The sequence below is a fragment of the Mycobacterium sp. E2462 genome (assembly GCF_001672685.1).
In the GTDB taxonomy this organism is placed as follows: Bacteria; Actinomycetota; Actinomycetes; order Mycobacteriales; family Mycobacteriaceae; genus Mycobacterium.
Window position 1 is genome coordinate 1 of sequence record NZ_LZKC01000331.1, and the last position, 26717, is coordinate 26717.

19 protein-coding genes and 3 pseudogenes are annotated in these 26717 nt (G+C 66.9%); 6 read left to right on the forward strand and 16 right to left on the reverse strand.

The genetic code is table 11. The features are described from left to right. Positions 1–175 precede the first annotated feature (175 nt). The 3 genes from A5714_RS17310 (at position 176) to A5714_RS17320 (ending at position 3080) form a co-directional block, all read left to right on the forward strand. Complete coding sequence (locus A5714_RS17310) at positions 176–1486, forward strand: hypothetical protein (protein ID WP_068287124.1); 1311 nt, start codon at positions 176–178, stop codon at positions 1484–1486. Between the two features lie 113 nt (positions 1487–1599). After that, positions 1600–2736, forward strand: a complete 1137-nt coding sequence (locus A5714_RS17315) for a hypothetical protein (RefSeq protein ID WP_231975915.1) — start codon at positions 1600–1602, stop codon at positions 2734–2736. A 137-nt stretch (positions 2737–2873) separates the two neighbouring features. Beyond that, on the forward strand, positions 2874–3080 hold the full coding sequence (locus tag A5714_RS17320; protein ID WP_068287131.1) for a hypothetical protein: 207 nt from the start codon (positions 2874–2876) through the stop codon (positions 3078–3080). 122 nt (positions 3081–3202) lie between these two features. Here the strand turns inward: A5714_RS17320 and A5714_RS17325 are convergent, their stop codons facing one another. The 5 genes from A5714_RS17325 to A5714_RS17345 are packed head-to-tail and all read right to left on the reverse strand — an operon-like array spanning position 3203 to position 9783. Next, on the reverse strand, positions 3203–4504 hold the full coding sequence (locus A5714_RS17325; protein ID WP_068287135.1) for a cytochrome P450: 1302 nt from the start codon (positions 4502–4504) through the stop codon (positions 3203–3205). Further along, positions 4501–5439: an alpha/beta hydrolase fold domain-containing protein gene (locus A5714_RS17330; protein WP_082959807.1), complete on the reverse strand. Its 939-nt coding sequence runs from the start codon at positions 5437–5439 to the stop codon at positions 4501–4503. Before A5714_RS17330 ends, A5714_RS17325 begins: the two co-directional genes overlap by 4 nt. A 25-nt stretch (positions 5440–5464) precedes the next feature. Continuing rightward, positions 5465–7294, reverse strand: coding sequence for an FAD-binding oxidoreductase (locus tag A5714_RS17335; RefSeq protein ID WP_068287138.1), 1830 nt, complete (start codon positions 7292–7294; stop codon positions 5465–5467). 9 nt (positions 7295–7303) lie between these two features. Continuing rightward, positions 7304–8908 (reverse strand): benzoylformate decarboxylase, encoded by a 1605-nt coding sequence (gene mdlC, locus A5714_RS17340; RefSeq protein WP_082959808.1) that lies wholly within the window; start codon positions 8906–8908, stop codon positions 7304–7306. Positions 8909–8955: 47 nt separating this feature from the next. Continuing rightward, positions 8956–9783, reverse strand: coding sequence for an alpha/beta hydrolase (locus tag A5714_RS17345; protein ID WP_068068304.1), 828 nt, complete (start codon positions 9781–9783; stop codon positions 8956–8958). A gap of 112 nt (positions 9784–9895) precedes the next feature. Between A5714_RS17345 and A5714_RS17350 the strand changes: the two genes are divergently transcribed. Further along, a complete protein-coding gene (locus A5714_RS17350; RefSeq protein WP_068068306.1) occupies positions 9896–11086 on the forward strand; it encodes a CdaR family transcriptional regulator in 1191 nt (396 codons plus the stop codon). 75 nt (positions 11087–11161) lie between these two features. Continuing rightward, positions 11162–13570: a bifunctional diguanylate cyclase/phosphodiesterase gene (locus A5714_RS17355; protein WP_082959810.1), complete on the forward strand. Its 2409-nt coding sequence runs from the start codon at positions 11162–11164 to the stop codon at positions 13568–13570. A gap of 17 nt (positions 13571–13587) precedes the next feature. Here the strand turns inward: A5714_RS17355 and A5714_RS17360 are convergent, their stop codons facing one another. The 11 genes and pseudogenes from A5714_RS17360 to A5714_RS17405 form a co-directional block, all read right to left on the reverse strand. Beyond that, entirely contained in the window at positions 13588–14223 is a 636-nt protein-coding gene (locus A5714_RS17360) for a TetR/AcrR family transcriptional regulator (RefSeq protein WP_068068311.1), read from the reverse strand. Between the two features lie 62 nt (positions 14224–14285). Beyond that, complete coding sequence (locus A5714_RS17365) at positions 14286–17153, reverse strand: RND family transporter (RefSeq protein WP_082959811.1); 2868 nt, start codon at positions 17151–17153, stop codon at positions 14286–14288. Then, entirely contained in the window at positions 17150–17587 is a 438-nt protein-coding gene (locus A5714_RS27195; RefSeq protein ID WP_197502789.1) for an MmpS family transport accessory protein, read from the reverse strand. The genes A5714_RS17365 and A5714_RS27195 overlap by 4 nt, the downstream gene beginning before the upstream one ends. Before the next feature lie 412 nt (positions 17588–17999). Then, a complete protein-coding gene (locus tag A5714_RS17375; RefSeq protein WP_068287143.1) occupies positions 18000–18944 on the reverse strand; it encodes an ACP S-malonyltransferase in 945 nt (314 codons plus the stop codon). A gap of 28 nt (positions 18945–18972) precedes the next feature. Continuing rightward, positions 18973–19611, reverse strand: a complete 639-nt coding sequence (locus tag A5714_RS17380) for a malonate decarboxylase holo-ACP synthase (protein WP_156747361.1) — start codon at positions 19609–19611, stop codon at positions 18973–18975. Then, positions 19587–21395 (reverse strand): biotin-independent malonate decarboxylase subunit beta, encoded by a 1809-nt coding sequence (gene mdcD / locus A5714_RS17385; protein WP_231975916.1) that lies wholly within the window; start codon positions 21393–21395, stop codon positions 19587–19589. Before mdcD ends, A5714_RS17380 begins: the two co-directional genes overlap by 25 nt. Further along, positions 21392–21736: a malonate decarboxylase acyl carrier protein gene (gene mdcC / locus A5714_RS17390; protein WP_068287150.1), complete on the reverse strand. Its 345-nt coding sequence runs from the start codon at positions 21734–21736 to the stop codon at positions 21392–21394. The genes mdcD and mdcC overlap by 4 nt, the downstream gene beginning before the upstream one ends. A 4-nt stretch (positions 21737–21740) precedes the next feature. Beyond that, entirely contained in the window at positions 21741–22622 is an 882-nt protein-coding gene (locus A5714_RS17395; protein WP_068287161.1) for a triphosphoribosyl-dephospho-CoA synthase, read from the reverse strand. Between the two features lie 12 nt (positions 22623–22634). After that, entirely contained in the window at positions 22635–24299 is a 1665-nt protein-coding gene (gene mdcA, locus A5714_RS17400) for a malonate decarboxylase subunit alpha (protein WP_068287153.1), read from the reverse strand. Between the two features lie 721 nt (positions 24300–25020). Then, positions 25021–25248: pseudogene (locus A5714_RS25495) on the reverse strand (integrase core domain-containing protein); the annotation flags it as partial. A gap of 7 nt (positions 25249–25255) precedes the next feature. Continuing rightward, a pseudogene (locus A5714_RS17405) lies at positions 25256–26068 on the reverse strand (IS30 family transposase); the annotation flags it as partial. A 126-nt stretch (positions 26069–26194) separates the two neighbouring features. On the opposite strand from A5714_RS17405, the pseudogene A5714_RS25500 reads away from it, so the two are divergent. Continuing rightward, a pseudogene (locus tag A5714_RS25500) lies at positions 26195–26717 on the forward strand (transposase); the annotation flags it as partial.

Genomic DNA, 26717 nt, shown 5'->3' on the forward strand with positions numbered 1-26717 from the left:
TCAGATGGTCTGTGAAGGCTCGCAATTCGTCGACGTTGACGTCGCGGTCGTAGAGCCACGTGCATTGCGCCGCGCTGCCCTGACCGGTGGCGCGCAGCCGCAGGAAAGCAGCCTGGTCCAGCAGCCCGAGCCGTCCCACTAGCACCCCGCTTCGGCCGCGGCGCGATAACCGCGGATGGCCGCGGGCGCGAACACCACGACCAGCGCGGCGCAATGCACGTGGCTCTACGACCGCGACGTCAACGTCGACGAATTGCGAGCCTTCACCGACCATCTGAGTGCCGGCCTACTTGGGCGGCGGATCGAACGGTCGCCGTTGCCGTTCGGCCAGCATCGGTGGGTCCTCGGCGGCCGCCCGCCCCCCGTCGCGGTGGAGCCGGCCCGGCCCCGGTGGGAGCTCGGTGCGTGGGTCGAACAGCGCGCGCAGGTGCCCGTCGACCCCGAGCATGGCCCGGCCTTCCATCTGGGCGTGTTGCCGTTCGACGACGGCGGCGCGGCGGTGACCCTGGTCGCCTCGCACTGCGTCGTCGACGGGCTCGCCTTCGTGCAGGCCATCACCGAGGGTGTCAAGAAGGAGCGCCGCAACCTCGGCTACCCGCTGCCCGGCTCGCGGACCAGGTGGCGCGCGGTGGCCGAGGATCTCGCCGAAGCCCTGCTGTCCCTGCCGACGGTGCTCCGCGCGCTCCTGGCGACCTTGGTGATCGTGTTCAACGCCAGTCCTGCCAAGGTCCCGCGGTCGACACGTAAGGCATTGGCGCACAATGCCGTTGACGATGTAGCGATCACCCTGCCGGCGGTCACGCTGCAGACCGACAATGCGGCCTGGGAAGCGCGTGCGCGCAGCCTGGACGGAAGCAGCAACGCGCTTTTCGTCGCGTTCGCGGCCCGCCTCGCCGATCGCGCGGGCCGGGTGCTCGCCGACGGACACACCGCGACCATCGTGCTGCCGGTGAGTGAGCGCACGTCGGCCGACGACGACCGTGCCAACGCGTTGACCTCGATCACCCTGGCCGTCGACGCACGCGCGGTCGCCACCGAGCTCGGCGGCGTGCGCTCCGACCTCAAGGGCGCGTTGAGCGCGCTGCGGCAGCAGCCCAACGCGATGCTCGCCGGCCTGCCGCTCGTGCCGTTCACTCCGCGATGGCTGGTCCGGCGCGCCGAGGACATCGCGATGTCAGTTGACCAATTGCCGGTGGGCTGCTCCAATCTCGGCGTCATCGACACGGCGGTGGGCCGCATCGACGGAGCGGACGCCACCGAGATCGCCATCCGGCTCGTCGAGCAGGGCGCCACCCGCCGTCGGGTCGAAGAGGCCGGCGGCCAGTTGTTCTGCGCCACCGGCAAGGTCGGCGACGCGCGGTTCCTCACCGTGGCCGCCTACCACGAGGGCGCCGAGAACACCGCGGCGGCCGCGCGTGAGCTCGCCTGCGGAGCGCTTGCCGACCTGGGCCTGCGCGCCGACAGCGGCTACGAGGGCCAGCCTTGAGGGTGGGGCTGAGCCCCGCACCGGCGGACCGCACGCGCCGACGCCGGCATGTCTGGGCAGCGTGGTGCATCGCTGCCTGGTCGTTGACGGTGTTGTGGTGCGCCGTCGCCGTTGTGCCACTGGACGTCTACTGGATGTCCTACTACGCGGCCGACTACGCGCACGGCTTTGTGCGGCGGGGCCTCGCCGGTGAAGTCGCCGGGCTGATCCCGGGCCACTATTTCGGGGTCACTCTCGGTCTCAGGTGGCTGTCGACGGTCGCCTTCTTATCGGGCTTGGTGACACTCGCTTGGCTGGTGCTGGGCCGCCGCCCGTGGTCGGAACGCCGGATGCTGATCGCGCTGCTGATCCCCTTGCTGCCCTTTGGCGTTCCCTTCGCCGCCTATTCGGCACGCCCGGACCTGTTTGGCGGTGCCGCGCTGGCTTTCTTCGCAGCGGCGCTGTCGTTCGCACGGTCGGGTGCCGCGGCAACGGCATGCTGCGCCGCGTACGGCGTCACGACAGCCGCGCTCACTCTGGTGCACGAGGCGGTGGGTTTGCAGTTCGCGCTCGGGGCCGTGCTGGTGACCGTCGTCGTCGGAGGTCCGCTGCGGACGGCCCCGGGCCGGGGTGTGCTACTGGCGGTCCTGCCAGGTGCCGGCACCGCGACCGGCGTGGCGGTGTTCGGCCGCCACGACGTCGCCGCCCAATTGTGTTCAGCGGTGCCGCATCACCCGCTGCCCAACCCGTTTGCCACCGTCACCTCACCCGGCACGTTGTTGCGCTTCGTCATCGATGGGCGGCCCCGTCAGACCGATTATCACGACTGGGTCTGCCGTAACGTCCTGCCGAGCTTCGACCACAGCATCGTCGACGCGATTCACAGCGTCGGCCACATCGGTCCCGTCGGGCTCACCATGTCCTTCGTGTTCGGCGCCGCCGCGGTCGCGGTCACGTTGTGGGGAGTCAGCGCGGTGTCCGGCGTTCCCGTGCGAGCCTTCACCGAGGCGCTACGCGGGCGCGCCGCCTGGGTGCTTGTGGGGCTGGCGTTGATCGTTCCGGTCTTCCTCACCGGTTACGACTGGACGCGTTGGCTGACCATCGTCGCCTTCGACGTCGGGGTTGCGTTCCTGCCCTTCGCCGCCCGCCGACCGGAAATCGACCAGGACCTCTCACTGAAAGCATTGCGAGCGTTCAGGTTCCTGGCCGTCGGGTTGGCGCTGATCCCGATCGGCGCCGTCCCCGGCTTCGGCGGGCCGCTGATGGTATGACCGCGCTCGCGTCACGGGCTGGCGGCCGCCCGGATGAGCCTCAATTTCTCGAGCACCACGCAGTCCTGATGGTGTGATATAGAACACACCTTATTACGGTTGTTGCGTACGTCACACCGGTGCGATTTCATAGATTCATGGTTCGTTCGAGCAAGGTCGCCGTCGCGCCTCGTGCCGGCGCCGCAGTGAACTCGCACCGACTACTCGTCGCGTTGTTGACCGTCACCGTCTTCATCGCTTCGATCGTGGGCGTCGTCGCCGCCGCGACCATGGGTCAGCACACCGCGGCGCTCGTCATCGCGCTGGTGGCGGGGGGAAGTTTTTCGGCCGCCGCCCTGTGCTAGCGGCACCCGCGTCGGTCCCTGGCACACGGGGTGCCCACTTGTTGGTGGGTCGGCAGCGCTGAACTGATCAACGCCAGCTCGGCCGTACTTGCGTCCGCGGTGGTGACCCGGCGGCCGGGACGTCAATGGCGAGGTGTCAGTCGCACGGTGAGGCGTGAGCCGTCGAGTGTCAGAGGCAACGGTTTGTTCGGGTGGAGTTGATTCCCGGTCACCGCCGGGGTGCGCTCGCTGAGTATCGCCGTTAACACGACGGCTCCGAGTCGCAGCGCAAGGTCGGCGCCGGGACAACCTTGCGGACCGTGACTGAAGAAGTTGAATGACCACGAGTGGGCAGCCGGTCCCTCGGTCCACGCGCTGGGATTGAATCGGTCCGCCGCGGGCCACCGGTCGGTGTCGCGGTGGTTGAAGCTGTTGACGATCATGACGTGTGTCGCTTGCGGAACTGTCGTGCCGCCCCATTCGGTGGCCCGGGTCAGTGTCCTCGCCAGTGCCGGCGTGCTGGGCCATAGGCGCATCGCCTCGGAGAGGCAGCCGAAAAGGTAGTCGCGGCTTTGCTTCTCGTCGACTTCCCGCTGCGCCTCGGCGAGGGCGGCGGGATGAGCGGCAAGCACCGCCAAACAACGCCAGAGGTTGATTGCAAGGGTGTCGCCCATCGCGAACATCCAGTGGATGACCTGATGGGTCGGATGAGTGATGTCGGTGGCGGGCGCGGCGTGAAACTGCCCGACCAGGCTGTGAGCTTCCGCGGCGAGAACGTAGCGGTCCAGCGACGTCAGGAAGGTCGCGAAAAGCTTGGTGTCCCCCTTGCCGGGTGGGTTGGCTTTGGCCATCAGCGTCACCAGTTGCGCCGATATCTGCGTGTCGTCGGCTGCGATGTCGCCGAGGATGATTCGCCGCGCGATGCGTTGTATCGCCGCGTGGAACTGTGGCCAACCGAGTCTGTCGGGAAGCGCGCGGGCCTCTTCGTCGGCGACGGTGTTGCATCGGTCGGTGATCGCGCCGGCGCCGGTGGCGTGTGCGAGGACGGCGTCGGTGAACCGGCGCCGGTCAGACCAGTGGTCGCCTCGGGAAATCGTGAGGGCGTGCGGCTGAAACCTTTTCATGCCGGACAGTTTGGGTTCGGGATCGGAGGCGAACGGCTCCGGCGCCTGCGAGAGAACGAAGCGGATCTGATCGGGACCGAAGACGAGCAATGTCGGGCGGCTTCCGACGTTCACCCACAGCGGACCGTCGCCGTAGCGACGATGCAACGCGGCGAGCAGTCGGTGCGCGCGCCGGGGCACACCGGCTCGGTTCAGCGCGGCGGTCACTGCGGGCCGGCGGCTGAAGAGGCCCTCCGCCACATTGGGCAGTCCCACCAGCGCGGTGAAGCGCAAACTTTCAACGGTGGTGGCGTGTGGGAAGTCGACTGCGCGGTTAGTCATCGTTTCCTTAAAGTGTCGCGGCCGTCGTCGTGCCCCGCTGCGTTGAGCACCGTCGCGATGTGGCCGAGGAGGGCGTGTCGTGCGGGGCGGGCTTCGGGTACCGGCAGGAGCGGGTACACGTGTATGGCCCCCCGTTGTTCGTGGTAGCTGATGCGCTCGCTCGTGCTGCTCTCGCGCAACCGGCGGCAGTCGGCGACGAAGATGTCGCGGTCGCCGACGTAGAGGTCGATCGGCGGAAGGCCGTGCAGCTCACCGAAAATGGGGCTGACTCGGTGGTCGGCCAACGACAGGTCTTTCGCCCAGACGCGGCCGCATTCACGCAGTCCGGGTGCGGCAAGCCAGGGGTCGCGCTTCCCGATGGTGTCAACGGCGGGATTGGTCAGGGCGATGTCGAGCCAGGGGCTGATCAGTGTGAGTCCGAGCAGTGGGGTCGCTGCGTCGCCGATGATCGTTTGGGCGGCTGCCAGCGCTAGGCCTGCGCCGGAGGAGTCGCCGGCCAGGTAAATCGGCCCGGACTGCGCGGCTCGGCCGGTCACGCTGCGGAGGAAGTCGATCGCTTCCTCAGCGCAGTGCTGGGGCGCGAGCCCGTAGAGCGGCACGTGTACTGGGCGTCGCGTGGCTTCGGCGATGCCGCAGATCAGTTTCCAATGCGCGCGTTCGATTTGGTTGACGTAGGCGCCGCCATGGACATACACCACCGAGGGGCCGTCGGCAGACATCGGCTGGAGGCTCGAGAACCGCACCGTGTAGCAACGGAATCCGTCGATGGTGTCGTAGGTCAGCTGGAAGCGCGTCGACGCGGCGAGTTGCGCGGGTGGTTCGCCGCTGCGCTTGGGGCGGTTGAGGTAGGCACGCGCGCTTCGGGCTGTTGCGTAGGTACGGGGTCTGCGAACGAGGCGCCCGTAGGTCGCGATGGCCCGCATCTGCCACGACATGCGTCCGCTTATCGCGCCCGCGGCGTCACCGGGTGACCGCAATCTTGAACACGGCGCTGGTGATCGATCCAAAGGCGTTGTTGCCGCCGATAAATAGCCGTTTGGTGTCGTAGCCGGCGACGTCTTTCATATTCTGGCCGCCGAAGCGGGCGGCGGCAGCACCGTCGGGGAGGACGACCTCGATGCCGAGCAGCCCGTGGCGCACGGCGAGGCGTTCCTCGCCCGTCGCGTGGGCGATCAATTCGCCGACGGTGCGTTCGGTGCCTACCGCGGGGATGGCGGGGCAGGCGACGCCTCGCTCGGCGAGCGTGCGCGACAGTTCACCGAGGGTGACCGCGGCGCCGACCACGAGGTTCAGGTTGCCGGTGTTGACCTCGACCGTGGTGTCGCCGCCGTCGACCGGCACAGCGGAAGCGGGCTGGTGTTCCAGAGCAGCTCGGACTGCGGCCTCGAACTCGGGCAGTGCGGGCTCTTCCGACGACGCGTCGGGCAGCATGATGCCGGGATTGAAGCGTTGCGCAGGATCGAAGACCTTCTTGATGACGCGCTGGGCGGCGATCTCCACCGGGGTGAAACGCTTGGTCATGAACTGTATTTTCTCGGTGCCCACGCCATGCTCGCCGGTGATCGTGCCGCCGAGTTTTAATGCTGCTTCGATGATTTCGTTGTTGGCGGCCTCCAGGGCGGCGGCCGCGTTGGGGTTGTCCTTGTCGTAGAAAGTGGTCGGGTGCAGGTCACCGTCGCCGGCATGCCCGGTCACCGCGATGAACAGCAGCGCGTCGGAGTGCCGCTTGGCGGCATCCTGGATTGCCTGCTGCATCTCGGGGATGTGTTGGCGGGGAACGGTGACGTCGCCGATGAAAAAGCCCTTGCCGCTATGCACGACGGCGTCTGGGGCGTGCAGGCGGCCGTACCACAGCTTGGCGCGGGCATCGTCGTCGTCGGCGCGGCGCACCTCGACGGCGTGCCGGCGCAGGACTTGGTCGACGATCTGGGCGTCGCGGTCGACCTCGTCGGCGGCGCCATCGACGTCGATGAGCACGATCGCGTCGGCGTCGGTGGGATAGCCGGTGTCGGTGAACTGCTGCAGACCGGCGATGCCGACACGGTCCAGCCATTCGACCGCTGCGGGCACGGTCCCGGTCTGGATGATCGCGGCGATGGTTTCGGCCGCCTCCCGGGCTGTGGTGAAACTTCCCATCAGGCTGCGGGTGACTGGGGGGATCGGCCGCAGCGACAAGGTGGCCTCGACGAGGATGGCCAGGGTGCCTTCCGACCCGATGAGCACACCCAGCAGGTCCGGGCCGTCGTCGTCGGCGCTGAACCGGGCTACCGAACCGTCGGCGAGTACCGCTTCAACGGCGAGCACGTGGTTGTAGGTGACGCCGTATTTGAGAGCGTGTGGGCCGCCCGCGTTTTCGATGATGTTGCCGCCGATCGTCGCCAGGTGCGCCGACACGGGGTCCGGCGAGAACACCAGCTTGTGTGGGGCTAGCTGCTCCTGCAGGTCGTAATTGATGACGCCGGGCTGGACTCGGGCCGTGCGGGCCGACGGATCGATTTCGAGAATCTGATTCATCTTCGTCAGATCGATCACCGCGCGGTCGGCACCGGCCATGACTCCGGCGCTGCAGTTCGACGCGCCGCCACGCGTGACCAACGAGATATCGTGTTGGGCGGCAATTTTGACGATCGCGACGACATCGTCGCGGGTGTGCGGGCGCAGCACCAGCCCCGGCTGCTGACCGAAACCCCAGTAGTCGCGCCCATTTTCGGCCAGGGTCGCCGCATCGGTGGCCACTGCGTCGGGGCCGCCGAGCGCCGAGGTGAACGCCGAGACAATCGCTTCTTCCATCGAATACTCCTAGCTGCCGAATCCGCCCGACACGGGCGTGGTGCGCGCGTTGATCAACGTCGGTCGGTCGCGGTCGGCGATGCCGGCCCGGACCATCTCATAGACGTCGTCGCTGCTGGTCGCTTCGTGAGCGTCGACACCGTAGCTGGCTGCGGTCCCGACGATGTCGAGGCCGGGGATGTCGAGGCCGGGGACATGCGGAGTTTTCTCCCACACACCGAACTCCTTGACCACGCCATACTCGGCGTTGGAAGCCACGACAACGGTGATGGGGATCCGGTATCGCGCCGCGCTCCATAGTGCGGTGATCGCGTAATGCATTGAACCATCGCCCATCAACGCCACGACCGGTCGGTCGGGAGCTGCGATCTGCGCTCCGACGGATGCGGGCAGGCCCCAGCCGAGCCCGCCCCCGGCGGCGGACAGATGTGACAGCGGGTGGCCCGGGCGGATGCTTTCGGTGAGGGGAATTTCGTTGCTGCCCGCTTCGCTGACCCATAGCGTGTCCTCGGGTGCGGCGTGGGCAACGGCCGTCCACAGGTTCGCGGGCTTGAGGGGCACGTGCTCCGATACCCGTTCGGGGACCGCGGCGCGCGGGGCGGGAGCGGGGCGCTGCGTGGGTTTCACCGCCGCGGCCAACGCGCTTGCCGCAGTGCGGACGTCGGCGACGATCGCGTCCCCGACGGGAGCGCGCGCGGCCTCGTCGGGATCGTTGGTGATGTGGATCAGGCTTGCACCCTGCGGCAGGTAGGGCCCAGGCACCAGCGGGTAGTAGCGGAATACCGAGGTTCCGATCGCGAGGATCAGATCGTGGCCGGCGAGGATCTGCGAGATCCAGCCGGCGCCGGGAGGCAGAGCTCCGTGGTAGAGGCGGTGATTTTCGGGGAAGCCGCTCCAGCCGGTCAGCGGCGCCGTGAAGACAGGCGCTTGCGTGCGTTCGGCCAACTCGACGACCGCCTCGTAGGCGTCATAGCGGTCGATATCGCCGCCGACGACGATCGCCGGTGATTTGGCGGCATCCAACCGCGCACCGAGTTGCTCGGCCAGGTCGGTCGGAAAACCGGCGGCGTGGATCACGGTGCGCTCGCGCACCACCTTGCTGTCGTCGAGCTGTTCCGCCGTGAGCTCGATCGGCATGTCGTCCATCGGCAACGAGACGAATACCGGTCCCATCGGCGGGGTCGTCGCCAGGTGGATCGCGCGGGCCAGCACGGCCGGTGATTCGCTGGCAATCGCTGGCTCAGCCGCCCATTTGATGAACGGCTTAGGCGTGGTGGTGGCTTCGTGGTTGGTCAGCAAACAGTACTGATTTTGCATGTTGCGGCGCTGATTGCCTGCCGTGATGATCAGCGGTGTCTTGTTCACGTAGGCGTTGTAGATCTGACCTTGCGCGTTACCCATTCCTGGAGCGGTGTGCAGGTTGACCACGGCCGGACGACGAGTGATTTGGGCGTAGGCGTCGGCCATCCCGACCGGGATCATTTCTTGCAGTCCGAGAAAATACCGGAAGTCGTCGGGAAAGTCTTGCAGCAGAGCCAATTCGGAGGATCCGGGGTTACCGAACCAGGTGGTGAGATTGTGTGAGCGGAAAAGATCAAGGATGGCGTCGCGCACTGTTGTCACTAGTGGTCATCGCTTTCGTGTGAAGTTTGTGCAAGGAGTTACTCGAGCTCACCGGGCACGGGGTTCAGAGCCCAGTTCAAGGCGAAGTCAGCGACTTCTTCCCACCCCGGTGCGCCACAGGTGAAGTGGTCGCGCTCGGGGAACAGTTTGTAGGCGGTGATCGCGGCCGAGTGTTTGGCGTTCTTCATGTAGTTCTCGTGCTGGACCGCGGGCGGCAAGATGTGGTCCCGGCCGCCGGCGATGAACAGCAGGGGGCCGCGGTCGTCGTTGGCGAAGTTGTAGGTGGTGGCGGCGTGGTGCGTGACGTTGGCCAGTCCTCCCTGAAACAAGATCCGCGCGGGCACCGGAACCGCGTAGCGCTCATAGGCGACTTGCGAATCCGCTTGCGCGAGTGTGTTGGTGAACGCGTAATGAAATTGCTCCGCTGTGATAGGCACCGCACGGTGCAGGTTGGCGGGGTTTCTCAATACCGGGAATGTAGCTCGGATCTCGCTGAACGGCAGCGCTTTGATGCCTTTGACGGCGGCACCGTCGATCGACACCCCGACTCGCCCATAACCGGCGTCGAGCAGGAGTTGCACGAAGGTGCCGCCGAACGAATGTCCCATCAGGATCGGCGGTTCGGTGAGTTCTTCGATGAGCTCGGCGAGGTGATCGAAGACATCCCGCACCCCGAGATCGGCCAGCGGTGCGGCATCGTTACGCAACGCGGTGACTCCGGCCGGGCCGGGAGCAACACCCGGGTAGCCCGGCGTCAAGACGGTGAATCCCCGGGCGCGGTAACGCGCGACCCAGTCCTCCCACGCCAGCGGCGTCATCCACAGGCCGTGCACCAAGACGATGGTCCGATCCGAGGCGGTGTTCATGACAAGAAGCGTCGCCGCTCGGTGTGGCCAGCACAATGAACGGCAGCCCAAATTCGCCATCGCGAACCCTGTGCCAGGGCACAGGGCGGCGTGGCGCTTTACGATCCGATACATGTTGCAACAGCGACCGCTGACAGTGTTGTCCGACCGCGTCCGTCAGCAGTCGCCCGCGATCGTGTCGAAGGTCCTCACCCGCCTCCGGAGCGAAGTTCCGGACTACCTCCCGGACGACGTCGACAGCGGTGAAACCGTGCACGACAACATCGCCGACTACCTCGACGAAATGCTCGACTGGATCGATCGTGGCGCCGAACCTGGCCACTCCAGCTTCGACGCCGCGATTCGTCACCGCGCCAGCCAAGGTCTGTCGTTGTCCAGCTTGCTGCACGCCTACCGCCTTGGTGCCGCCACCATCTGGGACGAGCTCGCCCGACTGGCGGAGACCGACGAAATCGACAAGGAAGCGTTGATCGCGGCGACACCATCGATCTTCGCCTGGATGAACACCAATTCGCTTCGCGCGCACGCCGTTTTCCGCGAGATCGAGATCCGCGACGCTCGGCGCAACGAGCAGGTCCGAGCGGCCCTGCTCGATACGGTGTTGTTCAACGAATCCAGCATCGGCGCGCAGTTCTGGGACGCGGTCGCCGCCCTGGGCCTCCCCCGGACCGGCCAGCTGACAGTCATCTCGGCGACCAGCGCCGAGAACACGTCGATCGGGGACCCGCCTCCCGACATCGAGACGCTGATCTCTTCACACGCCGCCGTCCAGGACGCGTGGTTTCGCCTTACGACCAGTTCGCAGATCGGCGTCGTGTCGCTTCGACGGAATCGCGCCGATGCGCTGGACAGCATCGCTGACAGCATCTGCTCAAAAATTCCGGTGTTGATCGGTCTCAGCAGCTCGTTCAGCACAGTCGCCGAGTGCTCGAAGGCCCGCGCCCAAGCGCAGGTCGCGATGGCGGCCTCGTCCGACGGCCGACCAACCACGCGCTACGACCGCGACGTGTTACCCGTGCTGCTCGCCAGCTCGCCCGACGCCGCCGCGGCCGTCGTGGCGGCCACCCTGGGACCGGTGCTCGAGCTCGCACCTGAGAGAGCCGAGCCACTCATCGCCACTGTCCGTACCTGGTTGCGACTGGGCCAATCCGTCGCGGCCACGGCAGATGAAATGCATTGTCATCGCAACACCGTCAACTATCGGCTGCGGCGGTTCGCCGAACTCACCCGTCGACCATTGACCGACACCTTTTGGCTGGCTCAAGTGGCCGTGGCGCTGGAAGCTGCCCGCAATCGCAGGTGACGGCGGCCGCGCCACCCCGCTGGTTTGGCCCGAGGCTGCGCCGTCGGCGGTGAACCCGGACCGCCACCGCACAGCATGCTCGGCTTCCCGGCGGCAGCACCGCAGCTCGCGATCAGCCTCTCGACATGCGCCAGCAAATTAGGCGGCCTATTTTTACTGTGTGCAATATTCTGCTTCCGAGCGATGGTCGCGCCTGACGGATCGGGAGGAAGCTTGTCGCTGACACGGCGAAGATCCCCAGTGGTCGTGTGGGCGTCTTTGGGGTTGCTCGCGGTCGCACTGGCTCCGTTCGGCGTGAGCGATGGGGGTCACGCGGTCATCGGCTCGATCAGTTGCGTGATCGCCAGCATGTTCGCCACCGCCGCTTCGGCGCTGGCGGCGCAGCGGTCACGCGGTCGCCAACGCCTCGCCTGGGCCTTGATGGCAGTCGGGCTGCTCGGCTGGACCGCGGGCCAGACGGCCTACTGCTGGGCCACTGTCACCGGCGGCCATCCGGCTGCGGGCCTATCCGCGGCCAACTTCGGATACGTGGTTCTGCCCCTGCTGGGGCTGGCAACCGCGGCCGCCATCCCCAGCAGGGATGACTCCTGTTTTGGCGCCGGGCTGCTGATCGACGGCATCCTGATCGCGGCGTCGTTCTTGGTCATCCTGGACATCATGGCGCTGGGTCGAGTGGGCCAGCTTATCGCCACCGCCACCGCCAGCTATTGGGGCCTGGCGGTGACCACCTACATCGTGGTGCGCAAATCCGAGCCCAGCCGCCAACTTTCGCCGACGCTCATCATGGTCGGATGGGCGAGCATCGGCGCGGCCGGAACGCTGCATGTCTGGTGCGATGACGACCCGGTCAACACCCCCGACGGGCTGGTGATCTTGGGCTGGACCGTCGGTGTCTACTTCATCGCGTTGTCCGCCACCGCTTCCCGGCCGGGCCCCGACCTCGACCTGGGCATCTCCCAACCCTCCTCGAAGGCAGCGCTGTGGCTGCCCTACTTGCCGGTCCTGCTCGCCATTGTCGTTGGTGCGGCGCATTTTTGGCCGTCGTACTGGCGGGAAGCTTTCGTATTCGCGGTGTGCGTGTCACTGTTCTTGATCACACTCGTACGTCAGATCTTCCTGCTCGACCGCAAGCAACGCCTGCTCGTGTCGGTGTCCGAAGCGGCACTGCACGACCCGCTCACCGGGCTGGCGAACCGTCGGCTGCTCCACGACCGCCTGACCCACGCGCTGCGCCAACACGCCCGCTACGGCGTGCCGGTCAGCCTGCTCGCAGTGAGCATCGACGATTTCAAGCTGGTCAACAACACGCTCGGTTATGCCGTGGGTGACGAGTTGCTGCGCAGCGTCGGCCAGCGGATCGAGGCGGCCGTCGACCACACACATACCGTTGCCCGCATGGGCGGTGACGACTTCGCCATTCTGGTGCAGGACCGCCCGGAGGTGGCGTGCCAGATCGCCGACGATCTGGCACGCGCCTTCGACGACCCGATCGCCGTCGACGATCACCGTTTGGACGTGCGGCTGAGCATCGGCGTGGCGTCGGCAGGGTCCGACTCGGTCGCCTGCCGCGTGCCCGGCGAGATCCTCAAAGAGGCCGACACCGCGCGGTCCTACGCCCAGCTGGCCGGCACGACCAACATGCGCATGTTCACCGCGGGGATGAGCGACGCGTCCGGCCAGCCGCCGGCTCACGATACCGCGTTCGCCCGCCTGCAATTGCTCGGCGAATTGCGCCGCGCCATCGAAAGTGCTTCGCTGAGCATCCTTTACCAGCCCAAGTTCGACCTGAGGACCGGGCTCGTTACCGGGGCGGAGGCCCTGGTGCGTTGGCACCACCCGAATTTTGGGATGCTCGAGCCAGCCCGCTTCCTGCCCTTGGTGCGCGAGCACGGGTTGATGCACGCGCTCACCGATCTTGTTCTGGCGACGGCGATCTCGGACGCCGCCGGTTGGCACGCCCTAGACGCGGCGATCCCGGTCGCCATCAACCTCGGAGCACCGTCGCTCAACAGCGACGCGCTGCCCGACCAGATCATGTCGTTACTCACCGCCAACAAGCTATCGCCGAGTTCTCTCACCATCGAGATCACCGAAGATTTGTTGGTGGCCGATCTCACGAAGGCGCGCCAGGTGCTCGACCGCCTGCGCGCCGCCGGGATACGCGTGGCCATCGACGACTTCGGCAGTGGTTACGGCAGCCTGACGTATCTGCGGGAGCTCCCCATCGACGACGTCAAACTCGATCGGGCGTTCGTTGCGCCGATCTTGCGCGACCACCGCGCCGCCACCATCGCACGGTCCGTCATCGAGTTGGCACGCGCCTTCGGCATCACCAGCGTGGCGGAAGGCGTCGAGGATCACGCCACGGTGCAACGGCTGCGCGACTACGGCTGCGATGCCGTGCAGGGAAATTTGTTGTGTCATCCACTGCCGGCAGCGGACATTCCGCTCGTACCGCCGAACGGCACGCTTGCGGCCGGTTAGGGCTCAGATCGACGCTCTCAACGCTTCTTTCGGGCGGCCGCGGCAGTCGGTGCTCGCACCGCGGGCAGGATCAGGGTGTCGATGACCTGCCGCACGAAGTGCGCGTCAACCGGTTGACCGGTGATGACGCGCATCAACGCCATCGCGGTCAGCACGTCGCCAACCAGCGACCAATCGCGGGACGCGGAGATCTCGCCACGGTCACCGGCCTGGGTGAGGACCACGGACAGGATTCGCCGTCCCTTGAACAGCAGCAGGTCCCCGAGGGCCGAGGCGAGTTGAGGGTCGTGAGCGGCTTCCATCGCGACCCGTAGAACGAGGTCGTTCGTGATCAGCGAATCGTCGTTGCGTTTGGCGCGCTCGACGATGACGTCGAGGTCCCCGGTCAGGCTGCCCGTGTCGGGGGCGTCGTTGCTCAACAGGTCGGGCCGCCAGTACACGAGCGCGTCGGTCATCAGCGCGGCCTTCGAGGACCACCGTCGGTAGATCGCCGCCTTGCCCACACCCGCCCGCGCGGCGATGTCGTTCATGTTGGCGGCGTCGTAGCCATGCTCGGCCAGGGCCGCCAGCGCGGCGTCCAATATCGCGGGGTCGCGCGAGCGGTCCAGCCGCCCGTCGGTGCGCTGCCGAAGCTTCGATTCCGGTTCCGCCATGCCCCCAGGCCCGTCGACTGCCAACACTGCTGTCGACAGCTTGGCAGAACAGCGGGCCAGATTCACGTTGCCGCGAGCTGTGGGATGGGCGCGGTGTGCGCGTCACCGGCGGTGGACGCCTTGCGGGTCAGGCGGATCGTATTGATCGGCCACCAGAACCAGTGCCCCAGCGCCGCCGCGATCGACGGCGTCATGAAGGACCGCACGATGAGCGTGTCCACCAACAGGCCCAGTCCGATGGTGGTTCCCAGTTCACCGATCACGCGCAGCTGGCTGACGATCATGGACATCATGGTGAAGGCGAACACCAGCCCGGCGGCGGTGACGACCCGGCCCGAGGCGCCCATGCCACGGATGATGCCGGTGTGGAGGCCGGCGTGAATCTCCTCCTTGAGCCGCGAGACGAGGAGCAGGTTGTAGTCCGAACCCACCGCGAGCAAGATGATCACCGACAGCGGCAGGACAATCCATTGCAGGCCAAGGCCGACGATGTCCTGCCATAACAGCACCGACAGGCCGCACGCCGTGCCGAGCGAGGCGGCCACAGTGCCGACGATGACCAGCGCCGCGACGACACTGCGGGTGATGACCAGCATGATCGCGAAGATGAGGATCATGCACGAGATGCCCGCCACCAGTAGGTCGATGATGACGCCCTTCTGCATGTCGCTGTACATCGAGGCGGTGCCGGCCAGGTAGACCTTCGAGCTCTCCAGCGGAGTGCCCTTGATGGCGTCGGCGACCGCGTCCCTGATGCCCGCCACGTGTTTGATGCCCTCCACCGAGGCCGGATCGCCTTGGTGGGTGATGATGAACCGGACGGCCGTGCCGTCGGGCGACACGAACATTTTCAAGCCGCGTTCGAAGTCGGGGTTTTTGAAGACTTCCGGTGGCAGGTAGAACGAGTCATCGTTCTTGGCTTCGTCGAAGTACTGCCCCATCAGGGTTGAGCCCTGCGCCCCCTCCTGCTGGTGCGCCTGGATACCCGCCATCGTGCTGTGGGTCGACAGCATGAAGTTGCGCATGGTCTTCATCGAGTCGATCGTTTTCGGGAGATCGGCCAGCAGCTGGGGCATCAACCGATCCAAATGGTCGAGATCGACGGTGAGCCCGGAGATCTGGTCGGCAAGCTCGTCGATACCGTCGAGCGTGTCGAATATCGAGCGCAACGACCAGCACACCGGGATGTCGAAACAGTGCTTCTCCCAATAGAAGTAGCTTCTGATGGGCCGGAAGAAATCGTCGAAATCGGAGATGTGGTCCCGCAGTTCGTTGGTCGTATCCACCATTTGATGCGTCCTGCCGACCATGCTGTGCGTCGTCGCCGTCAGGTCTTTCATGACGCCGTACATGTGTTCCATGGTGGCGATGGTCTTACCCAGCTCGTCGGCCTGCTCGAGCATGTTGGCCATGGTGTCATTCATGAACTTGGCCGTTTGCAGCGTGCCCGAATTCTGCATCGCGATCTGAAACGGGATGGAGCTGTGCTCGATAGGCGCACCCAGTGGTCTGGTGATGGTCTGCACGCGTTCGATACCGCGAAGGTGAAAGACGCTCTTGGCGATGCGGTCGATGACCAACATGTCGGCCGGGTCGCGCAGGTCGTGGTCGGATTCGACCATCAGCAGCTCCGGGTTCATCCGTGCCTGCGAGAAGTGCCGTTCGGCCGCCGTCATCGCGACGTTGGCGGCCATGTTGTCGGGCGTGAACTTCTGGTCGTCGTAGTTCGGCACGTAGGTCAACAGGCTGATGAAGCCGATGACGGCGATCGCCGCGGTCACCACGATGATCGGCTTGGGCCAGCGCACCACGGCCGTCCCGACTTTGCGCCAACCGCGGACATCGATGGGACGCTTGGGATCGAAAAGGCCGAAGCGCGAGCCGATCGCCAGCACCGCCGGCGCCAGCGTTAGCGCGGCGAAGACGATCACCAACAGCGCGATGGCGCACGGCAGGCCCATGGTCTGGAAGTACGGCAGCCGGCACGCCGTCAGGCACAGACAGGCGCCCGCGATCGTCAGGCCCGAGCCCAGGATGACATGCGAGACGCCGTGATAGGCCGTGTAGAACGCCTGCTCGCGATCCTGGCCGAGCGACCGCGCCTCGTGGTAGCGGCCCAGCAGGAAGATGACGTAGTCGGTCCCCGCGGCGATGCTGAGCATGGTGACCATGCTGACGGCGTACGGGGTCAGGCCGATGATGTTGAGGTTACCCGCCGTTCCCGTGATCCCCTGCGCCGCAAACAATTCGATGCCGATCACGAGCAGGCACAGCACCGTGGTCACGATCGATCGGTAAACCAGCAGCAGCATCACCAAGATGACGATGATGGAGACTAACGCCATCGTCGCCATGCTTTTGTGGCCGACGAGGCTGGTGTCGGCGTTGAGCACGGTATTGCCGGCCACATAGGCCCTCACTCCCGGCGGCGCCGGTGTCTGGGCGACGATTGTGCGCACCGCGGCGACGGATTCGTGGCTGGGGGTGGTGCCCTGCGCACCGTTGAGGAAGACCTGGACGTACGCCGCCTTGCCGTCGGGGCTCTGCGAGCCGGCGGCGGTCAGCGGGTCACCCCAGAAGTCCTGGACGTTCTGCACATGCTCACGGTCGTCCTTGAGCTTGCTGACGATGTGGTTGTAGAAGTCGTGCGCGCTGTCGCCGAGTTTGTCCTTGCCCTCGAGCACCACCATCGCCGACGAGTCGGTATTGAATTCCTTGAACTTTTCACCGATGTGCATCATCGACTTGAACGCCGGGGCGTCCCGCGGGGTCATCGGCACCGAGTGCTGATCGGCGACCGTATCCAGGGGCGGTGACAGGACGCCCAGGGCCACGGCGATGAACGCCCACCCCAAAACGATCGGCACCGCGAGGATGCGGATGAGTCGAGGAATCAGCGCAGGGCGGGGCGCCGCGTGCAGGTTGCTCATACGGATTTCACCAAGCAATAGATAAACGGTTGGTAGTCATCGGTTTTGCGATCGTCGCGGACCTGGCCGTCGACGACGACTCGGCACCGCAGCGCGTCCACCCCGGCGCTGGCTTGGGCGACGATGTTGGCCGACATCGAGGGCAGCGTGGTCACGATCGTGAACGACCATGGCAATGGGGCCGCCTCCACGAGGTGGGGTTGCCCGTTCTCGTCGAGGTAGTCGACGTTGACGGTTCCGCTCGGCGATCCGGACATCTCGTAGGTGATGCGCTTGGGATGGAACGGTTTGGTGTCGCCGCCGTTGCCCTCGCCGCTCGCCACCTGCCCGGTGGAGCCGAACGTATCGCGGATGCGGACGACCGCGTAGGCGCCGAGCGCGACCACGACGGCGAGAAGCAGCGGCAGCCAGACTTTTTTCAGCACTCGAAACACGGTCGTGCCCCCGTACTCGTGCTCACCGCGCCTGCCCTTCCCCAACGAGACGGAACTCGGGTTCCGCGTCGATTGGGGACTGTACCTCACCGTGCGAAACTGCGCGCGCCGGCCCACCCGGGCGCGTCCCGCCGAGCGGCCGGGAGTGGACCGTGCCGCCCCCCGGTCAAGGTCGGCGATTGCGGGCCGCTGTACCGATGACGCTTTGGCCCGTTGCCTGCGCACGGACCGAGGCATGGTCGACCGCAGCGATCTCATGGCGTCGGGCCGGAGAACGCCGCGGTGGCTCACCACATCGATTGCGGCACTGATAGATACACACCCTTGCGTTCGACCACCACGTCGGCGCTCAACCCCAACAGCGCATCCGCCCAGCCACCGGGCACAGTGACGTGAGCACCCGGGACCGGATTTAGGGGTAAGCCGACCGGGCTCGACGCAACACCGTGTCGATGGCAACTTCATCGAGGGCGGCGACTCTCACGTCGGGCAGGCTGGACAGTGCGAGTGAGGTAAGGACGTGGCCGGGCGGCATTTCGATGGTGGTGGTGACGCCGAGTTCGCCGATCAGCCGCATGCAGTCGAACCACTGCACGGGGTGTTGCACCGCTTGGGCGAGGTCCTCGACGACACCGGCCGGGTTGTGGTGAAGCCTGCGGCCGGTGCGGTTGGCCAGGTAGGCGCGTTGTTGGCGACCGGGTGAAACGTTGCGCAGCTCAGCGGCTACCGCGTGGGCGGTACTTGCCTGCAGCGGGCAGTGTGAGGCGATCCGCACGTCGAGGGCGGTCAAATTGCGCGCTCCGGCGCGCTCGGCGGGGCCGCGGAGATTTTCCAGCGCGGCGGCCGTACCGCTGACCACGGTCTGATCGGCCGCGTTGATGTTGGCCACCCACAGCGGATCCTGCACGGTGCCATGCGAACTGACCAGCGATTGCACGGCGGACAGGCTCAGCCCGCTGATGGCGGCCATCCCCCACTGCCGGGCGGCGCATGCGCGTTGCATCATGTCGCCGCGGACGCGCACGACCCGGATGGCATCGGTGAGGTTGAGAACCCCGGCCACCACAGCGGCGGCGAAGGCTCCGACCGAGTGACCGGCCACGAATTCTGCTTGCAGGCCGTGGTCTTCGATGAGCGCGCGGGCGTACGCGACGCCGGTGATGAGCAGGCACAGTTGGGCGTTGGTGGTGGATTGCAGCGCCTCGGCCGTGTCGAGTTGCTCCGGAAGGCCATCCAGATCCGCCAGGCAACGCTGGGCCTCGGCCCAGGATCGCGCCGCGGCGGGGGTTTGGGGCAGCGATTGCAGCATGGCCGGGCGCTGCGACCCCTGCCCCGGAAAAAGCAGCGCGGTGCTCATCGGCCGCCGAAAACGGTTACGCGGCAGGTCATTGCGTCACAATCTCCTCGAGCGCGACCAGACGTGCACCGGTGAGCGTGCGCAGCAGGATCCGGTCGAGACCTCCGGCGAGTTCGGTCAGGTTGACCGCGCCCCCGTCGGTGTCCAGCTGACAGTCGACACGTGCTGGCAGCGCTGACAATTGCGTCGCCAGGGTTTCGATTTCTCGGGCCGTCGGGCGTTCGAGAAGCCGAATGACCAGGTCGAGATCGCTGGACGGTGTGGTGGCGGGATGACCGGTGGCCAACTCGAAGCCGGCACTGCCAGTCGGACCCCATGGATAACCGGAATCGTCGAGCAGGGGCATTGCGGTGCGCAAGGAGCTGATCGCGGCAGTGTCAGATGCTGAACCACGCGGCGAAGGGCGCAGGTCCTCGGGGCGCAGCACCTCGAGCACTGCGGTCTCCGAGACCTCCATGGCGTGCCGTTGATGGCGGTAGGTTCCCCGGACGCCGACGGCGAGGTGACCGGGAGCCGCGACAGCGCGGCGCACGACCACCCATGGCGTCTGGGTGAGCGCGGCGCGGATCCACGGGGGCTCGTCGCCGGTCAGCTGAGCCGCCGGGTCTTCGAGCCGGATGAGGTCGTGTGCCCGAGCGGAAGTCATGACACGGGTGGTGAGTTCCACTGCTTCGCAATGGATTCCCGCACGGCGCGGGACGCCCTGCGGTTGGTGTGCGCAAACGCCGACTCGAGCCGGTTGGACAGATCACGCGGGCCTTCCCGGGCTCGCCGCACGGCCTCACCGAGGGCGCGGCTTACGACGTCCACGTCGTGCGGGGTCGGTGATTCCGCGTCACGGACGGTGAGCAGTTCGTCGCAGAAACCCAGGGTGGCCCAGTCGCGCACGTTATAGCTCAGCGGCGGAATCGTCTTTGCGAGTTCGTCGAGCTGCTCGACGGTGCGCAGGGTGATGCGCGCGGCGGCCGGTTTGTGCATGGCGTGCACCTCCACGCCTGGGTCGTCGAGGGCAAGGATTTGCGACGCCTGCAGGCCGTGGGTCAGAAAGCCCCCGGATAGCGCGTGCCCGACAACCAGCGCGACGATCGGGTGCCCGGCCACGCGGGCGGCGGCGTAGGCGTCGACGGCCGCGGCGATGGCCTGGTGCAGCCCCACCATTTCCTCGATGCGCCCGTAGGCCTGGCTGGGCAGGTCGACGATGGCAACGATCGCACGGCGGTGCTCGGCAGTGGCGTCGGCGGCTGTGATGTCGCGGACCGATCGGGCCAGCGCGGCGCACTCGGTGAGTCCGACTTGTCCCTGGCGGGCGCGATAGAACGGGTTCGCCGGGTCGGGGACGACGGCCAGATAGGTGCGGCCGTCTGCGTCCGCGCGCAGGACCGAGCCGACCACCGGTTCAGGTTTCGCGTCGCCGGCGAGCGCCGTGATCCAATTCCTGCCCCGCTGGCTGGGTTCCACCGAAGACCGCTCGGCGCCTTCGTGCGGTTCGCCGCGTTGCGGGTGGGGGGCATGGCTCGCCGGTGGCTTGTCGTAGCTGTCGCCCCACATGTTTCGCAGCTCAAGCGGCGCGGGCGGGTCTGCCGGGTTGATGGTCGCCAACCGCTCGTCGAGAACGTCGAGCTTCTCGCTGCGGTGCGAGCCCGCCGGGCCGGCGCCGGTGGCGATGGCGGCGCCGACCGCTTCCCGCACGGCGGCGGTGTCGTCGACGACGAGGGTATCGGCCAAGCCGGTTCGGCGGCGTTGCTCCCCGCCGACGATGGCCCAGGTGAGCCCACGGTCCGACGAGTCGAACTCCTCGACGCCGGCCTCCTGCTCGATCACGGCCGCCCCGTTGAGCCCGATGCGCGCTTCGGGGGTGACGACGATGTGGGTGCACAACGCGGTGGCGATGCTCATTCCGCCGAACGACCCGACCGAGCCTGCGACCACCCCCACCACGGGCGCGAGCGGGCGCAGTTCAAGCAGGGCAGCACAGACTTCGGCGACGGCATTGAGGCCGAGGTTGGCTTCCTGCAACCGAACTCCACCGGTTTCCAGCAGCAGGACAGCGGGGACCGCAACGCCGCGGCGGCTGTCGGCGGCGGCGAGCCGCAGCGCTTGGGTGATCTTGGCGCCGGACACCTCACCGATGCCGCCGCCCTGAAATCCTTGTTCGATCGAGGCGACGACGACCTGCGTGCCGTCGAGGGTGCCGCGGGCGATCACTACGCCGTCATCCGATTGCGGGGTGACGCCCTGTGGCTCTAGCCACGGCGATTCGAGGCGATCGAACGGTCCGCACAACACCCGCATCGAGCCGTCGTCGAGAAGCGTTGCGGCACGGGCGAAAGCATCGAGTTCGAGGAAGCTCCGTCGCGCCAGCACCCGCTGCCAGTCGAGGCTCCCGTCATCGGCCACGGCTCCCAGCGCCGCTGCCGCCCCGCCGGGGAACCCGCCCGCGGTCGGCGTCACGCGGAATCACCTGTTGGCGTCGCGTCAGTTTCGGCGGCCTGGGCTTCCTGAGCGGCTTGCTGAAGCCGCAGCGTCACGATCGCCGGGGTCGCACCGGCGTCGTTGAGCTCCCATCGCCCCAGCATGGGTGTCCGGGCGAAGAAGCGTTGCAGGGTCGCGTGCCACACCTGGTCGAACCCGTCGACGCTGGTCCGGACGCGCACCCGCGCGAAGGTGCCGGCGTCCGGTTCGTCGTCGCGGGGCTCCAGCAGAATCTCAAGATCACCGGAGGCCACGACGCCGATGTGCACGCGCCGGGCCGGCCGTTGAGACGCTTCGAACTGGTACTGCAAGGTCCGCATCGTGTTAATCCTTTTCGGCTGCGCGCCAGAGCTTTTCAGTGCTGTCAACGAAAAGGGCAGCCGCCAGCACATCGCCGCTGCCGCCTGTGGACAGGCGGAGGCGGCGGGTGACCAGGTCCAGCTCACCCAACAGCTCGCGCCCGCGAGTGGTGGCCCAACCGCCGGCTCGCAGGATCGCTTCGGCGCCGTCGCGGACGATGGCCAGACCCTCGCGGCCGGCGCGGTGAAGTGTGCAGGTGTCTTCCAGGCGTGCCATACAACTCAACAGGGCGGCCAGCCGCGCGGTGTCCTCGTCGCAGCCCGCGGCGCGCGCGGCGCGCAGCGCCGGCAGGGCCACCTGCATGGTGTGGGGAAATCCGGCGCACGCCTCGCCGACCGCCCCGGCAGCGCCGTAGCGGCGGCGGGCGACCGCGCCGTGCGAAAGCTGCCGTACCGGTAGGGCCGGATCGGGGATGCTGGCCAGTCGCGCCGCGAAGGCGGCGGCCGACGCAGGATGGGGATGTACGGCCAAACCCGCGGCGAGCAGCCCCAGCGTCCACAGTGCGCCGCGGTGGGTGTTGACCCCGCCGGTGGCGTCAAGCATGCGGCGCTCACCGGCGCGGCCGATCGCCCCGATGCGCGCGCGGAGCCGCGGCCCCAGCGGCGCGGAGAGAGCCGCTTCGGCGCAACGAATGATCGGGTCGGCCAGCGCATCCGCGGAGGCGACGAGGGTCTCGACGTCCATGTCGTGGTGGGCATTACCACCGCGCAGGTCGACCAGCCCGGGCTTGGGTGTGAGGATGGCCTCCTCGCGCAGGGCTCGCGCGGCCAGCCGCCCGAGCCTGTCCGGGCTCACAGCGACAGCCAACGGCGCCGCGCCGCACGAGTTTTCAGTGGTGTCCGGCATCACGAGCATGTTTCACCAATCCCGGAATCGGGCCGGCGGCTCGTACAAACCGCCCGACCAAGCGACAAGATCACCGATGCTGCGGGCGGCCAGCAGCGACCGGTTCGCCAGGTTCGCGTCGATCTTGAGGTCTTCGGGCAACGCGACCAGCCCGTCGCGGCGCAGCCCCTCCAGCCGGGCGGCGTCCGCACCGCGCCCCAGCGGGGTGACTCCGGCGATCGCGGCCAGCGCGGCACGTCGATCCTCCAACGAGCTTGCCTTATACAGGTAGGCCACACCCTCTTCAGTGACCACGTGGCTGACGTCGTCCCCGTAGATCATGACCGGTGGCAGCGCCATGCCGGCCTTCTTGCCGAACTCGATGGCGTCGAGCGACTCGACGAAGGTGGGGATGCCGCCGGACTGGAAGGTTTGCACGATCTGCACGACGAGTTTGCGCCCACGCATCGCCGCGCCCTCGCCGTAGTGCAGGTCCAGCCACGCCGGGGTCGAGTGGCGTCGGCCGTGCGGGTCGTGTCCCATGTTGGGCGCCCCGCCGAACCCGCTGAGCCGGCTTTCGGTCACGGTCGAGGAGTTGGCGTCGGCGTCCATTTGCAACGTGGACCCGATGAACATGTCGATCGCGTATTGGCCCGCGAGCTGGCACAACACTCGGTTGGAGCGCAACGAGCCGTCGGCGCCGGTGAAGAAGACGTCCGGGCGAGCGGCCACATACTTGTCCATGCCCGATTCGCCACCGAAGCTGTGGATCGTCTCCACCCAGCCCGATTCGATCGCCGGAATCAACGTCGGGTGCGGGTTGAGAGTCCAGTTGCGGGCAATCTTGCCGCGAAGACCCAGCTGCTCGCCGTAGGTGGGCAGGATCAGCTCGATGGCGGCGGTGCTGAACCCGACACCGTGGTTCAGCGACACCACCTGATGACGCTCATAGACCCCGCGCAGGGCGATCATCGCCTGCCGGATCTCCACCGGGCCAATGTGTTTGGGGTCTCGGGTAAACAGTGGCTCCAACGCGAACGGCCGATCAGCCTGGACCACCAGATCCACCCAGTCGCCAGGAATGTCGACACGGGGCAACTTGCCGGCCTCGACGATGTCGTCGGCTTGCACGATCACCACGCCGTCGTGAAACGCCGCGGCCTCGGCGATGGTCGGGGTGTCTTCGGTGTTGGGCCCGGTGTATAGGTTGCCGCGGGTGTCGGCGGCGGCGGCGCACAACAGCGCCACGTCGGGTCGAAGATCGACCACCATGCGGGCGTAGAGCTCGACATAGGTGTGCACCGCCCCGATCGCAACCGTGCCATCGGCGACCAGCTGCGCGATCCGCACGCTCTGCGGACCGGCGTACGCGAAATCGAGGCGGGAGGCGATACCGAGCTCAAACAGATCGAGGTGCTCGACGCGGGACACCGACCCGATCAGCATGTGCAGATCGTGCAGCTTTCCCGGGTCGCAGCCGGCCAGCGTGCGGGACAGAAAGTCCGCCTGCTTCTGGTTGTCGCCCTCCAACGCAACCTTGTCGCCGGGCCGGATGACCGCCTCGAGCAGCGCGCCCAGCTCGGCTGCCTTGATCACTTTGCCGTCGACGAACTGCCCAGCAGCCGCCAGACGCTCCGCTTTCGCGCTGCGACGCGTGTCCCAAACACGCTGGCGCACACGGCCTTCTGGCGTCACCATTTCTTCTCCATGCCGCGTCGAGATAGGCCAGCTGTCGGCCCCGAACCAAGCGCTTTGAGGTCCATGTATCGCAGTGCAGTGTTGCGGGTTTGTTCTGATTGCGCAACAGCTGACCGGCGAAAACCGAAACCACGTGGGTCGCACTTCCTCCTACCGAAACACCTCGTGAGGCCTTCCCCGGTTTCGCCCCTGCCGGTGGCGGGCCTTACCGGCTGGTTGTCCCAGCGCCGGCGTCGCCGCGCATGGCCGCGTCGTTCCTCAGCGCGCGAGCGCCAGCCGGTTGTGGCATGGTTTACGTTCTTGCGCAACACGTGTCGGTGGCGCCCAACTGGCAAAACTGCATCATCTTCGCTTTTCACGGCGCACTCCCCCGATGAGCGGTCAGGGGTGTTTGCTGCGGCGCCGGCCGTCAGCCGCTGATGGACTAACCCGAGTCCGACCCTCTACCGGACCTCACACTCGCGCAGCCGCCCTGTCCACGAGACTCATAAACGCCTTCGGCGTCGTTAACGAACCTCGGTATCTGAGCACTTGTCGGCGCGACTTCAACCCTGGTTCCGGCATGTACCGACCTCGCCCCGCCCCACGGCTGGACTCAGGTCCGCCGTCTCCCAGCGATAGGACCGAACACCAGAACGCGCGGACCAAGCAGAAGGAAGGAACCCGATCCGATAGCTGTTCGGGACTGCCCCGAGTTCGGTTGACTCGCGGGGTGTGATTTTCAGGCCGCGGTTGCGACTGGTGTGTGGAGCAATTCGAACTCTATCGGGGTGAGCCTGCCGAGTGCGCGTTGCCGGCGGCGTCGGTGGTAGGTCCGCTCAATCCACGACACGATCGCAAGGCGCAGTTCGGCTCGGGTGGTCCAGCGTCGCCGGTCGAGCGCGTTGCGCTGGAGAAGGGCGAAGAACGACTCCATGGCAGCGTTGTCCCCGCACGCACCGACGCGCCCGCTAAATTCAATCGGTGGTCGCAACCCCAGCTTGCTGAAGCGAGCGTAGGTGGTCGTTGAGGATTCTGCGGGTGTGCGCCAGCCAAGTGTTTTGTGGGGCCGAGTGTTGAGAGTGTGGGCGATCGCGGCGATGTCGTTGGCGTCCCAGCGGAAGAGGTCGGTTCCTTTCGGAAAATACTGGCGTAACAGACCATTGGTGTTTTCGTTGGTGCCGCGCTGCCAGGGACTTTTTGGGTCAGCGAAGTAGACCTTGACCCCGGAGGCGATCGAGAACTGGGCGTGCGCCGACAGCTCCTTGCCGCGGTCCCAGGTCAACGACCGCCGCAGCTCGGCCGGCAGGGTAGTGATTGACTGCGCAAGCGCGTTAGCCATCGTCAGGGCGCCGTAGCCGGCCAATGCGGGGCCGTTTTTGGTCCGCGGGAGCACCCCGTAGCCATCCTCTCGGGGCAGGTGGATCAGCATCACGAAACGGCTGCTGCGTTTCCACCAGGGTGCCGATCGCGCTGCGCTGCAACCCAATCAGCAGATCACCCTCCCAATGCCCCGGAACAGCGCAATCAGCCACCTCGGGTGGCCGTTGGCTGATCAGCGTCTCCGCGGTGAAATGCGCCCAGGCTTTCTGCCGGGTCCGGGCCCACGGCACCCGCAAGGCCCGGCCTCGGCGCAGGCAGCTGACCAGATCACGTTTGAGTGCACCGCGGGTCTCGACGTAGAGCGCCTGGTAGATGGCTTCGTGGCTGATCCGCATGGTCTCATCATCGGGGAAATCCACGCGCAACCGGCGGGCGATCTGCTCCGGGCTCCAGCCCTGATCTCCGCGGTGGGTTATGGGAAGCGACAAATTGAGGTTCGTGGCTATCGAAGGCAGATTCCCTCACCGGGGCGGCCGACGGTGGCCTGGCGCCAGGACCGGGTCCGGTTCTGGGAGGCTATTGCCGCGGGGGTGATGACGGAGGACGCCGCGGCAGCCGCGGGCGTGTCATCTCCGGTCGGGTTTCGGTGGTTCCGTCACGCTGGCGGTGTGAATCCATGCTTGCCAGTGAATGTTTCGGGCCGTTATCTGTCATCGGGTGAGCGCGAAGACATCGCCTTGTGGCGCGCTCAGGGTGCCGGTGTGCGCGATATCGCCCGCCGGCTCGGCCGTGCGGCCTCGACGATCTCGCGGGAATTGCGGCGCAACGCCTCCACGCGCACCTACCGGCTTGATGACAAAGCCTCGATCGCTCAATGGCACGCTGAACGGCGGGCACGGCGTCCCAAAACGGCCAAGCTGGTCGCCAACGACCGGCTGCGCCGCTACGTCCAGGACAAGCTCTCCGGGGTCGTACGCGGCCCCGACGGCCGAACCTTCACCGGTCCTGCCGGCGGGAAATGGAACGGACGCAACAAACTCACCGCGGAGATCAGGGCTGGAGCCCGGAGCAGATCGCCCGCCGGTTGCGCGTGGATTTCCCCGATGATGAGACCAT

What these genes read in the sequence shown, in the direction of transcription:
- A5714_RS17310 (WP_068287124.1), top strand. Translation starts at nt 176, where the DNA reads ATGGCCGCGGGCGCGAACACCACGACCAGCGCGGCGCAATGCACGTGG.
- A5714_RS17320 (WP_068287131.1), top strand. Translation starts at nt 2,874, where the DNA reads ATGGTTCGTTCGAGCAAGGTCGCCGTCGCGCCTCGTGCCGGCGCCGCA.
- A5714_RS17325 (WP_068287135.1), bottom strand. Translation starts at nt 4,504, where the DNA reads ATGACTAACCGCGCAGTCGACTTCCCACACGCCACCACCGTTGAAAGT.
- A5714_RS17330 (WP_082959807.1), bottom strand. Translation starts at nt 5,439, where the DNA reads ATGTCGTGGCAGATGCGGGCCATCGCGACCTACGGGCGCCTCGTTCGC.
- A5714_RS17335 (WP_068287138.1), bottom strand. Translation starts at nt 7,294, where the DNA reads ATGGAAGAAGCGATTGTCTCGGCGTTCACCTCGGCGCTCGGCGGCCCC.
- A5714_RS17345 (WP_068068304.1), bottom strand. Translation starts at nt 9,783, where the DNA reads ATGAACACCGCCTCGGATCGGACCATCGTCTTGGTGCACGGCCTGTGG.
- A5714_RS17350 (WP_068068306.1), top strand. Translation starts at nt 9,896, where the DNA reads ATGTTGCAACAGCGACCGCTGACAGTGTTGTCCGACCGCGTCCGTCAG.
- A5714_RS17355 (WP_082959810.1), top strand. Translation starts at nt 11,162, where the DNA reads ATGCTCGGCTTCCCGGCGGCAGCACCGCAGCTCGCGATCAGCCTCTCG.
- A5714_RS17360 (WP_068068311.1), bottom strand. Translation starts at nt 14,223, where the DNA reads ATGGCGGAACCGGAATCGAAGCTTCGGCAGCGCACCGACGGGCGGCTG.
- A5714_RS17365 (WP_082959811.1), bottom strand. Translation starts at nt 17,153, where the DNA reads ATGAGCAACCTGCACGCGGCGCCCCGCCCTGCGCTGATTCCTCGACTC.
- A5714_RS17375 (WP_068287143.1), bottom strand. Translation starts at nt 18,944, where the DNA reads ATGAGCACCGCGCTGCTTTTTCCGGGGCAGGGGTCGCAGCGCCCGGCC.
- mdcC (WP_068287150.1), bottom strand. Translation starts at nt 21,736, where the DNA reads ATGCGGACCTTGCAGTACCAGTTCGAAGCGTCTCAACGGCCGGCCCGG.
- A5714_RS17395 (WP_068287161.1), bottom strand. Translation starts at nt 22,622, where the DNA reads ATGCCGGACACCACTGAAAACTCGTGCGGCGCGGCGCCGTTGGCTGTC.
- mdcA (WP_068287153.1), bottom strand. Translation starts at nt 24,299, where the DNA reads ATGGTGACGCCAGAAGGCCGTGTGCGCCAGCGTGTTTGGGACACGCGT.